Genomic DNA, 12290 nt, shown 5'->3' with positions numbered 1-12290 from the left:
TGGTTCAGACCCCAGTTAAAAAACTAACTAATGCTTGAAAACTAATACTAAGTCAAAAAATTTACGCGCAATGACCGAATTATCTCTACTACTTTCCCCGAACTAGAACTAGCTCTTAAAGAAGTTGTAGCTGCAAGCCAAATTCCAAAACTATAAGGATTTATAATTAATTTGTCTCTCCTGGGAACTATAGATTTAGTTACAGGAGCAAGATTTATGAATGATGAATGGGAACCTCTAAATCCTGAAAAAGATGTTGTGCATTTTCACCAAGAAGCGTTTGAAAATTTACCCCGCACTCAAATAGTCTTTCAGCTTTTAAAGGAAGTAAAAAAATTTTGGGCAAAACACTGTACCTCATCAGGTTCAAAAGTATTTGACGAAGGATTTGAATGTTATGTTTTAATACCTGGTAAACAATGGCGGACAGGCAAAATTAGATTCAGTCTAGAATTTTGCCCTGATGAAACTGAAATTGAAGGAAAACAAGAAAATAATCGCTTAGATATCAATCCAGAAAGTTCTCCGCTCGATGACCTTCGGCAGCAACTCAACGAAAGTGAAAATTAATACCCAAATCGTAATTGTCGATGCACATGATATAAGAGACAATTATCTTTGTCCGTCGGCGCTAAAAAATCCAAAATGGTATGGACTCCTCTACACGCAAAAATACATCGCACCATCCGATCGCGCCACTTGTTTGAGCGCAACCAGCGACTATTAATCGCTGTCTCCGGCGGACAAGATTCTTTGTGTTTAATAAAATTACTTTTAGATTTACAATCCAAATGGGGATGGGCTTTAGGTATTGCTCACTGCGATCATCGTTGGCGTTCTGACTCCCAAGCTAATGCTCATCACGTTGAAAACCTAGCTGAAACTTGGGGTACATCCTTTTATTTAGAAACAGCGAACGAACCTATAAATAGTGAAGCGGCTGCACGCGATTGGCGCTATCAAGCTTTAAGTGCGATCGCTCAGGCGAACAATTATCAATATATAGTTACAGGACACACCGCCAGCGATCGCGCCGAAACTCTCCTCTACAACTTAATTCGGGGTACTGGTGCTGATGGTTTACAAGCCTTGACTTGGCAACGCCCTCTGACTACAGGCATTATGCTAGTGCGCCCACTTTTAGAAGTCACTCGAATACAAACAGAGCAATTTTGTCAAGAGTTTAAATTGCCAATTTGGGAAGATTCCACCAATCAAGATTTGCAATATGCCCGCAACCGCATTCGCCAAGAGTTAATACCATATTTACGGGGAAATTTCAATCCCCAAGTAGAATCAGCCTTAGCTCAAACAGCAGAACTTCTCCAAGCAGAAGTAGAATATCTCGAAAAAGCTGCCCAGCAGTTGCGGGAAGAGGCATCTACTTTTTCCTCATCTCCCCTACTCCCTACTCCCCACTCCCCACTCCCCTTACGCCTAAATCGTCGGGTATTGCAGAAAGCACCATTAGCACTGCAACGTCGCGTGATGCGTCAGGTGTTGCAGCAAATACTTACTGATGCAGCGAATTTTGAACACATTGAGAAATTAACGGCTTTAATTACAGCGCCAAACCGTTCGCAAACTGATCCATTTCCTGGTGGTGCGATCGCTCAAGTAGAAGGTGACTGGATTTATTTAAAATAGTTAGGAGTTAAAAGTTATGAGTTAAAAATCTTTAATTCATCACTCCTAACTCCTAATTTATGAAGAAGGGGAAGGGGGAAAGGTAAAAACCTCGCCCCTTGTGGGCGACCTGCTCATCCCTTTCCCCTTTAACCTTTTCCCTTTTATTAAGACGCTAATAATTCTGGCTGGGGCATTAAACCTTGGAGAGTGTGGCGCAACTGGGCGATCGCTTGCACTTGATGATCGCCAGTTTCCTGGAATTTATCCAAAGATTCTGCAATTCCTTGCAGCTTTTGCCGTAAGCCATCAAGAGAATCCTGAATTGGTTGTAGTGCTTCTTGATAAAGATTGACTCGACCACAACATTCAGCAGTTGTTCTTCGCAGAGAAAGCAAATTTTCTTCGATCGCTTTCAGTTCTCGGCGCTTTTCATCCAAATCGTGGGTTTGATTGTCAATCATTCCCTGATTTAGCTCAACACCAGAACGGATTTGATCAATTTCACGTTCTAGCTTTTGGATTTCCTGCGAATATTGTTGTCTCTGGGTTTCTATTTGTAATAGAACTGGTTCTAAATTAACTTTATTACCATCTTCTTCCTCAACAACAGTATGTCCTTGTCGCCGTAGCAATACAGCTTGGTGTTGCTTGAGAAACTTCTGATGCTGTAACATATTGCGGCGTTGTCCCACCAAACTGGAGTTTAGCATCTGATAGAGGTCTTTTTCATCCGTTAATTCCAGTTCCAAATTGATGTGATCCTGGTCAGATGCTTGGCTTAATTTATTTTGCAGTTCTTCTATAGCTTCTTGTTTATATTTCAGTTCTTGTTCTTGATCGTGAACAAAGCTAGCATCTATTTCTAGCTTATGCTGCAAGTCTTGGACTATCTTTTGTAGTTCTTCTAAAGACATTTTATCCAAAGCTTCCACATTCGCTTGTTGGCCGAGAACTACATCACTAGAGGTTGCAGCTAAAGAGTGAATTTGTTGATATAACTCTTCAGCATTTCGTAACTGCTCTTTGATTATCCGGGCATACTCTTGCTTGCTAGTCAGGTCAGCTTTATTTATTTGCAACTGGGCTGTTTGCTGAACTAGAGTATTTTGTGCTTCTTGCAATGCGTTTTGGCGATCGCTAAAGGTTTGCGACAACCGCTCCACTTCTTCTTGCTGCTGTGCGATCGCAGTTTTTTGTTCTTCTAGTTTTTGCCAGTGTGGATTTAGAGTCGCTTGCTGCTTTTCCACCAATTCAAAAGCCAGATTCAGGTGTTCCCTGACTGTTTCCGTGGGAGCTACGCGATTAGATAAGCGATCGAGTAACTCACTCATTACCCGACTTTGCTCTTCATCCAAAACCGTCCCTTGTTTAAAATCTGCTTGACGTTCCTCTAGACGGCGCTGCTCACCCCGCAAATGTTCCCAAGCGCCTTCCAATTCTAGGCGGTTGCGTTCAACTTCTGTTTTTAACCGTTCAATTTCTTGGCGGGATGTGTCAACTTCTTGTTTTTGCTGCTCTAGTTGTTGCAACTCCTCTTCCATGTTTTGCAACTGTTCTGAGCGTACTTCCATATCCATTTCACGGCGATTCAACTCTTGCGCCTGAAATGTTAACGACTGTTTCCACTGATCAATTTCATCTTCCTTGAGCTTAAATTTCTCCAATTGGCGGGAAAAATTCTGCAAAATATTGACTAGTGGCCGCCCTGCTTCTTGAATTCGCTGCACTTGACGATTCGGATTTAGTTCAACCAGTACCAAAGCGCCATCATTTAATTTGCTTGCGTCCTCAGCAGCAATCACTTCCTCCGACACAGTACTCCAATTCTGGTCAGTTCGCTGACAAGCAAGCAGTTTCAATTCAGTTTTGCCGCTGCCACTGAGTAAACCACCTTTCTGTTTTTGTACTTCTGCTAAATACAGCACACCGTTAGTCCTTTATTGATGCACTTAAAGTTCGTGTTTTGAGATATACCTTAAATAATTCTGTTAACTTGTCTCCCTGAACCCATGTTTAGGAAAACAAGACAGACAAAACTATAGACGCAATATATTACGCCTTGATATTTATAAAAGCGATTTGGTCACGCCTTTATATTTTGTACTGATGACAGTGATGATGACTTCCGTGTTTACACTAGCTTTGTCAAAGTGTATTACGAAAGATTAAGCTTTATAGTTGAATCTATTCCCTAATGCCAACAAGGAGAAGGGTAAAAATCTTGCCGATACTCCATAATCAATACTTAAACTACCTGCTCTAAAAATGGAAAAATTGCAGGACACAATTCAAAAATAATATTTAACGGTATTACAAGGAGTACTTTTTAGGTAAATGCAGGGAAATTTAAGCGAAATTGATATTTGCAGTATCCTGCAATTGATTGCGTTGGGACAGCGAACTGGGCAACTATGGGTAGAAGCTCATAGCTCTCACCATAACAAAAAGCTGAGTGGAGAGCGAGCAAACATTTATCGCCCCAAACAACAGTCTTGGTTCGTCTTTTTCCTCAATGGTCAAATTATCTATTGCCGAGAAGGTGAGAGTAATTTATCCAGAATTAACGATTATTTACGTCATTATCGAGTCGAGATGCGACTCACCGACAAACAGATTGCCTCTCTACCATCAACCGACTCACCAGAGTATGCCTATCTGTGGGCACTTTTGGAGCGGAATATTATCAACCCCAAGATAGCTGGTAGCATCATTCACGGCTTGGTGCATGAAACTCTGTTTGATCTGCTGAGTTTACACCAAGGAAACTTCATTTTCCATCAGGGTGCGGCACTTGCCCCACAATTAAACACTTTCGAGATTGCTCCATTTGTTACAAAAATTACGAAGCAGGTGCAAGAGTGGAAGGAACTCTATCCGCATATTCAGTCTCCTGAACAATTGCCAGTGCTATCTGACAAAGTTCAGCTACAATCATCGCTACCAGAAGCAACTGTAGAAAAATTACAACATTGGGCTGATGGTAAAACATCCTTGCGTCAACTGGCTCGCTATCTCAACCGAGATATTTTGACAGTTGCTAAGGCAATATATCCTTATGTGCAACAGAGTTGGCTACAACTAGTATATTCAGCCACAACTAAACCAGATCCCCACAATGACAATTGGGAATTGAAGGGAAAACACAGGGGGCGGATAGTATGTATTGACGATGCGATCGCCATCGGTGAGACTATAAATTCGATCTTACAACCACAAGGCTATGAAGCGATCGCTCTCACCAATCCCTTAGAAGCACTGAGTCTGGTTTTTCAACTCAAACCCGATTTAATTTTGTGCGATATAACCATGTTGGAATTGGAAGGGTACGAGGTTTGCGCCATGTTGCGACATTCGACAGCATTTCGGCTCACACCGATTATCATGCTTACTGGTAAAGATGGATTTATTGATCGAGTCAAAGCTAGTATGGTCGGGGCAACAGATTATTTAACAAAACCATTTACAGAGACTGAATTACTCATGATTGTAGAGAAATATCTCAAAATAGAATTCTATGAAAATGGGGACTAGGGAATAGGGAGTAAGGGCTGGGGGAAAACATAACTTGTTGATCTACTAAAAGATCAGTTAAAAGATGTTATCACAGAGTCAGCTAACTCAGTGAAACCTCAATATCCAGGAAAATAGTGAGAACATACAATTAATTTATACAGTTAATAATTGCGGAGGAATCAGGGAATGTTCCAAATAGGAACGTCTACATCAGGAGGTAAATAGACATTTATGAGTACAGTTCTGATTGTGGAAGACAGTATCGCGCAAAGGGAGATGATTACAGACCTCCTAAAAGCAACTGGCCTAACAGTTACCCATGCCAGCGATGGATTAGAAGCATTGGAGGCAATCCAAATAGCGCCTCCCGATTTAGTGGTGTTAGATATTGTCATGCCCCGGATGAACGGCTACGAAGTTTGTCGGCGGTTAAAATCCGATCCCAAAACCCAAAATGTCCCGGTGGTCATGTGTTCTTCCAAAGGCGAAGAATTTGATCGCTACTGGGGTATGAAGCAGGGTGCAGATGCCTACATAGCCAAACCGTTTCAACCAACCGAGTTGGTAGGAACAGTCAAACAACTGCTGCGAGGATAAGGATAAAAGCAATATGGTCAGCAAACCGGACTTTTTAAGTGGTAGCGGTCAAGACCACTTCCGACCAGAATTACAAGTGGAAAGTCCTGAAGGTGAGTTACATTTGAGATTTTACATTCCCTCGCATCAGGAGTTTGCACTACAAGCAACTGGCATCCGAGAGGTAATTGAACTAAGTCCTGATAGAATCACCCCGATTCCTAATGCTTCTCCTTTACTTTTGGGTACTCTAAATTTACGAGGTCGAGTTATTTGGGTGGCTGATTTGGGTCAATTTCTGGGGGAAGCAAGTGCATTAAACACGGATAGAGCAGAAATTTCGGTGATTGCCATCGAGGAGCAAGACACAATAGTGGGTTTAGCAGTGGAGGAAATCGGTGGTATGGACTGGCTGGATGTCCAGAATCTTATGCCACCAACTAGTGTTCCAGATACTATGGTTCCCTTTTTACGTGGAGAGTGGTTACTAAGTGCTAAAAATAATCAGTGTCTAAGACTGCTCGATCAAATGGCAATTGTACGGAGTGCTAGGTGGGCAGGATGAAATTGGAGGAGGAAATGGCAGCAAGTATTGATAATTACGAACCAACATATCAACAGGCGATGACCGCCTATGTTCAAAGGAATTATGAGGTTGCCGCCACTTTAGTTGATCAAGTGGTGCAAAATCTACCAAATGACCCCAACACTCATTTGTTAAGGGGTCACATCTACTATGTTTTGCAACAGTACGATGTTGCAAAAGAAGAATATCAACAGGTATTAAGCTTGACTAACGAACAAGAAATTATTGGTTTTGCCAATAATGGAATTGAAAATATCAATCAATATTTACAGTCATTCGGTGGACAGATTGATACATCAGAAAGTCAAGAGCAGATAAATTCCTTAGAGATGTCTGATCCACTGGCATATAGCGAACCAGAATTAGAAGATTTGGGCTCTAGTGAGGAGTTTGACAGTAATAACCTTGATTTGAACTTTTTTGGAGAGCATCAAGAAACTGGGGATGGGGTTGCAGAACTATCTGCAAATAGTCCATTTGACATCCCCACAGAAGATAGTATTGGGATGGGAAAAATATCAGATTCTTCTATAGCTTTTGGTGACGATCCTTTTGCTTTGGATGAAGAATCAGAGGAACAAAATTTAAATAGCAGTAGTTATGAGGAAAAAACAGAATTAGATTTGCCTGCTTTTTGGCAGGAAGATATTTCAGAAGAAAGCCATGAAGAATCATTAGTAAATAGTCATTTTTCAGAGAATGAGATAAATCGCGATCGTGGAAATTCAGCTATTGACAATAATAAATCTTCATCTTTTAATTCACAAACTAGTAGTAGCGAAAATAATTTCTCTGATTTGTTGAGTGAGCCAAAGTCTTCAGAGCCTAAGATTGGGAATTTAGAATATAATAAATCTAATTTTGGAGACGAGACTTTACTTATTGTTGTTGAAGAAGAACCTATAAATAGTTCGACAGCTACAAATAACAATAGTAGATATGATTTGCCTGAAACCGAAGCACATGATTGGTTGAAGTCAGAAGATTTGGAAGCAGAGCAAGAGTTTAAGCCAGAATCATCTGATAATTATTCATCTTTTAAGAGCGATCTCCCTCTGGAAGAAAAGCAGATGAAATCAAGTGAAGTCATCAGCAAAAATAGCTTTGATGATGAAAATTTTGATATGGAAGCATTTGAGTCTGCCTTTGGCTCAGATGGTTTAAGTTCTTATGAAGAATCAAGCACTATACTGAATGGAGAAAATTCTAAGAGCAATATTGATTTTCTAGATGACTTTGAGGAATTTGACGATTTAGGAAACATTCCAGGGTTTGACCTGATGGAAGAAGATTCTAACTTCGGTGATGCAGCAATGTATTCTGCTCCAGCAGAAACTAGTGGCAGTGTACGTCAAAGCACGGATACTTCTGGAAGCAATGCAGCCGATCGCGAAGAGGAACTATTTTCGATGACTGGTTCCCATGAAGGAGTTCCAGTCTTTAGCCAAACAGATGTCTCGAAACTAGAACCCAATGTTAGCGTCGAGCAAGGCTGGTTAGCACCATTAGAAAATGCTTCCATAGAACGGAAACAATGGTTGATTGCTGGAAGTGTGGGCATTGTCTCAGCGCTAGTTGTAGCCACAGTTAGCTTTGTCGCAACCACATTTTCGCCAGCCCAACAACGTGAATCAGTACGAAACACAGGTTGGGCAATGTCCCTAGCAGCCGGGATTGCCGGTTTTACCACCGCAGGCTTTATGGGAAATCTTGCACTCAAACAAATTCGGCGCACAACCAATGATCTGCAAGCTCAGTTTGAAGCTGTACGCCAAGGAAATTTGAATGCTCAAGCCACAGTGTTTTCTGAAGATGAATTGGGGCATTTATCCACTGGCTTTAATGAAATGGCGCGGGTAATTTTCACAACAACAAGTGAAGCCCAACGGAAAGCCGATGAACAAGAAGAAGCCAAGGAAAACCTGCAACGTCAGGTGATTCGCCTTTTGGATGATGTGGAAGGAGCTGCTAGAGGCGATTTAACAGTCCAAGCTGAAGTGACAGCCGACGTTCTAGGAGCCGTAGCCGATGCTTTTAACCTGACAATTCAAAACCTGCGAGATATTGTGCAACAGGTAAAAGTGGCAGCGAAGGATGTAACAAAAGGTGCAACCAACTCTGAAACTTTTGCTAGAGCCTTATCTAGTGATGCTTTGCGCCAAGCAGAAGAGTTAGCAGTAACGCTGAATTCTGTACAGGTAATGACCGACTCGATTCAACGGGTAGCAGAGGCGGCGCGGGAAGCTGAAACCGTTGCTCGTGATGCTAGTACGATCGCTCTCCAAGGTGGTGAAGCGGTAGAAAATACCGTCGCAGGTATTTTAGAAATTCGAGAAACCGTTGCCGAAACCACTCGCAAAGTGAAGCGGTTGGCGGAATCTTCTCAAGAAATTTCTAAAATTGTGGCGTTGATTTCGCAGATTGCTTCCAGAACCAACTTGTTAGCACTCAATGCTAGTATTGAGGCGGCAAGAGCGGGAGAAGCTGGACGCGGGTTTGCGATCGTAGCAGACGAAGTGCGCCAGTTAGCAGATAAATCTGCTAAATCCCTCAAGGAAATTGAACAAATTGTGATGCAAATCCAAAGCGAAACAGGTTCTGTAATGACCGCGATGGAAGAAGGCACACAACAAGTAATTAAAGGGACAAAATTGGCAGAAGAAGCCAAGCGATCGCTCGAAAATATTATTCAAGTGGCGAATCGTATTGATATTCTTGTGCGTTCTATTACCAGCGACACTGTGGAACAGACTGAAACCTCCCGCGCTGTGGCTCACGTAATGCAATCAGTAGAACTAACTGCACAAGAAACTTCCCAGGAAGCACAGCGAGTTTCAGGTGCCCTACAACACTTAGTAGGTGTATCCCGTGACTTGATCGCCTCCGTTGAACGTTTCCGAGTGGAAACGATGGAAACCAGATAAAAAAGTTAGGAGTTAGGAGTGAGGAGTTAGAACTAAAAATCACAACTCACTACTTGAAATAAAGTTAGGAGTTAGGAGTAAAAAGTTAGCAATAAAAATTACAACTCATAACTCATAATTCATAACTCACAACTCATAACTCATAACTCACAACTAACAACTAACAACTCATAACTCATAACTTTTGCTATGCTGCCGGAACAACAACAGCGGATTTTGGGTTACTTTATCGAAGAAGCCAGGGATCACCTGAATACCATTGAGCAGGGGTTACTGAATCTAGAAGGTACCCTGAACGACCCGGAAATGATCAGTGAAGTCTTCCGGGCGGCTCACTCCATCAAAGGAGGAGCGGCGATGCTTGGATTGACTAGCATCCAGCATACCTCCCACCGTCTGGAAGATTGTTTTAAAGTTCTTAAAGATAATCCGGTTAAGATTGACCAAAAGTTAGAGTCTTTATTTCTTGGTGTATCTGATACCCTGAAATCGCTGTTAGAGCATTTGAGCGGGCCTTACGGTCTTTCTGAAGATGCAGCGAATACTTTGATGTCAGAAACGGAACCAGTCTTTCAATGGCTATATGAACATCTAGAACTACTTGTACAACAAGGAAAAAGTGGGGTATCTAGCAATCCTGACGCAACAGAACTACACACAACCTCTGTAGAGAATGTCTCCACACTTACAGAACTTTTCCTGCGGCGAGATATTCCTAACTTGGCAGAAGACACCTATCAGGAATCTCCAGAAATATCTGTCTCAGTAGCACCTCAGCAGGTGCGAGACACTCGCGGACTCGCTAACGCTGCGCGATCGCCAGTCACCGCTAAAGAACATAATAATTGGGGCGAGTTTCAAGCCCAAGTGCTGCAAACACTGCGAGAAATGTTGCAACTGTTTAAGCAAACCACAACACCCTCAACTCGGCAAAACCTTCAACAATGCTGTTACCAGTTAGTCAAACTAGGTGAGACTTGGAATTTGTCCAAGTGGTGTGGTTTATGTCAAGCAGCAGCCAGTGCGATCGGCAATCCTGAAAATAGTTATCTGACTTTAGCTAAAATTGTCATTACCGAAATCAAGCAAGCTCAAGAATTAGTCCTGCAAGGTAGAGAAGCCGAAATTGCAATTAGTCAGCAACTAGAAGCACTTTTGAGCTTGGCAGAAATTGATCTGTTAGAAGTTACTCCTGATTTGTTTGATGAACAGTCTGCGGTTTTGACAGAATCATCAACTACATCAGAGGCAATTTTTGAGGGTAACACCGAGCAGTTAGACCTAGCCCAAACAACCGAGGAACTTAATCTATATAAGGATACTAGCGATAGTACAGCATTAGTGAGTGGCTACGCCAACGTCAAGAGCGATCGCCCATCTGTTCAACAAGGGACACCACTCAACGCTGCAACTCACACTAGTTTTTCTTTCACCACACATGACGAAGCACATCCAATCAGTAACAATCTTGACCCCAATGGGCCAGAGGTAGGAATAGCTGAGTTAAATACCCTTGCCGATTTATTTGCAGGTGAGACTCCCGAACTAGATGAAGGTTGGCATAAAGATGAAACTTTAGATATTGTTGCCAGCGATGATTTTGGAATTGATTTCAGCAACACTGACGCTGAAGATACTCATAGCGATTTATCTGATTTACTCTCCTTGGATCAAGTCGCAACTACAGCCACGACAGAAGATTTATCCCTGTTATTTGGCGACAATTTCCTAGAAAAAGAGAATTCAGAACCGCAACATCAACAAACATCTGCTACGATTCCAGAGTTAAGTTCTATTAACGTACTTGATATAAATTTAGACTCTTCTTCCGAAGATTTACAAGAATTTATTGATATTCCTAGTGAGACAAATCAGCTTGCTGGTGTTAACAAAAACGATGTAGTTGAAGATTTGTTGACACTAGGGCTAGATGATAATACAGAAATATTGCCTACAGACGAAGTGACTCAACCAGAAACTGAGGCATTCGCCAGTGTGGAACTATCGACCAATCAACCAAATAGTTTTGATAACTTATTCTCAGAAACTAGAAATGCCAATTGGGTAGAAGAAATTACCCCTAGTGACTATATAGAATTACCCCAGGAAACAGGCTTCTCTTCAGACAATCTGTTTGCTGAAATGGAAGAAGAGACACTACTGCCTACAAAGGAATCAGAAATCGTTGATTTATTTGATATATCTACAGTAACAACACCTGAATTCTCTCAATCAGAAAATGATCTGAGTAGCTTCTGGAATCAGGAGAATACAGAGGAACAGGACGATTTCAATTCCTTAATTGATCAGAATGTAGAAAGGGCGTTAGAGGAGAGTTTGTTTGCTACAACTGATGATATTTTTGCCGACAGTCAGCAACCTATATCTTCTGATAGAGGTAGTTTTGGCTTGGAAGAATTGGATATCAATTTCCAGCAAGAAGAGCAGCTAGATTTGATATTCTCATCAGATTCTGGAGATGATTTATTTGATGAATTAGCACAGAGTGACTCAAGTATTTCCTCGGTAATCAGCAATACCTCCACGCTGGAAACGCCTTTTTTCACGCAGCATCTAGGGGAAGAAACTCTCAGACCGCAACAACCAGAAGCTTTAGATTTTGCTCCAGAATTTACTCATCAGCCCCCAGAAATATCTGCTGTTGATCTGGAACTTGATTCATTCGGCTCTTTCGATGAAAATTCACAACTGCTGTTTGAAGATGTCGCTACATCAACCTATATTCAGATGGAAACCACAGAGAATACTGTGGATGAACTATCTCTTACAGAAACTTTAGATTCAGTCCAATCACAACCAGATGATTTGTTCGGCTCTTTCGATGAAAATTCACAACTGCTGTTTGAAGATGTCGCTACAGACTCAACCTATATTCAGATGGAAACCACAGAGAATACTGTGGATGAACTATCTCTTACAGAAACTTTAGATTCAGTCCAAGCACAGCCAGATGATTTGTTCGGCTCTTTCGATGAAAATTCACAACTGCTGTTTGAAGATGTCGCTACAGACTCAACCTATATTCAGATGGAAACCACAGA

General features: G+C 41.7%; 8 protein-coding genes. 7 read left to right on the top strand and 1 reads right to left on the bottom strand.

Annotated elements, in window-relative coordinates; translation table 11 throughout:
* Nucleotides 1–216 precede the first annotated feature (216 nt).
* Together V7K69_RS13330 and tilS are read left to right on the top strand one after the other, a co-directional pair.
* A complete protein-coding gene (locus V7K69_RS13330) occupies nt 217–570 on the top strand; it encodes a KGK domain-containing protein (protein ID WP_335035008.1) in 354 nt (117 codons plus the stop codon).
* 75 nt (nt 571–645) lie between these two features.
* Complete coding sequence (gene tilS, locus V7K69_RS13325; RefSeq protein WP_335035006.1) at nt 646–1647, top strand: tRNA lysidine(34) synthetase TilS; 1002 nt, start codon at nt 646–648, stop codon at nt 1645–1647.
* Between the two features lie 146 nt (nt 1648–1793).
* Here the strand turns inward: tilS and hmpF are convergent, their stop codons facing one another.
* Nucleotides 1794–3554 carry a pilus motility taxis protein HmpF gene (gene hmpF / locus V7K69_RS13320; RefSeq protein ID WP_335035004.1) on the bottom strand — a complete coding sequence of 587 codons (1761 nt, stop codon included), beginning with the start codon at nt 3552–3554 and terminating at the stop codon, nt 1794–1796.
* 409 nt (nt 3555–3963) lie between these two features.
* Here hmpF and V7K69_RS13315 point away from each other — a divergent pair, with 409 nt between their 5' ends.
* From V7K69_RS13315 to V7K69_RS13295, 5 genes are all read left to right on the top strand, one after another.
* Nucleotides 3964–5160 carry a response regulator gene (locus tag V7K69_RS13315; protein ID WP_335035002.1) on the top strand — a complete coding sequence of 399 codons (1197 nt, stop codon included), beginning with the start codon at nt 3964–3966 and terminating at the stop codon, nt 5158–5160.
* Between the two features lie 213 nt (nt 5161–5373).
* On the top strand, nt 5374–5739 hold the full coding sequence (locus tag V7K69_RS13310; RefSeq protein ID WP_069073698.1) for a response regulator transcription factor: 366 nt from the start codon (nt 5374–5376) through the stop codon (nt 5737–5739).
* Between the two features lie 13 nt (nt 5740–5752).
* Complete coding sequence (locus tag V7K69_RS13305) at nt 5753–6283, top strand: chemotaxis protein CheW (RefSeq protein ID WP_012412196.1); 531 nt, start codon at nt 5753–5755, stop codon at nt 6281–6283.
* Nucleotides 6280–9228, top strand: coding sequence for a methyl-accepting chemotaxis protein (locus V7K69_RS13300; protein ID WP_335035000.1), 2949 nt, complete (start codon nt 6280–6282; stop codon nt 9226–9228). The genes V7K69_RS13305 and V7K69_RS13300 overlap by 4 nt, the downstream gene beginning before the upstream one ends.
* A gap of 189 nt (nt 9229–9417) precedes the next feature.
* Nucleotides 9418–12290 (top strand): Hpt domain-containing protein (locus V7K69_RS13295; RefSeq protein ID WP_335034997.1); only part of this gene is annotated, 2873 nt, incomplete at its 3' end.

Origin of the sequence: Nostoc sp., assembly GCF_036917775.1 — a bacterium.
Taxonomy (GTDB): domain Bacteria; phylum Cyanobacteriota; class Cyanobacteriia; order Cyanobacteriales; family Nostocaceae; genus Nostoc.
The sequence above is the reverse complement of the archived record's forward strand: the minus strand, read 5'-3'. Positions and strand labels throughout refer to the sequence as shown.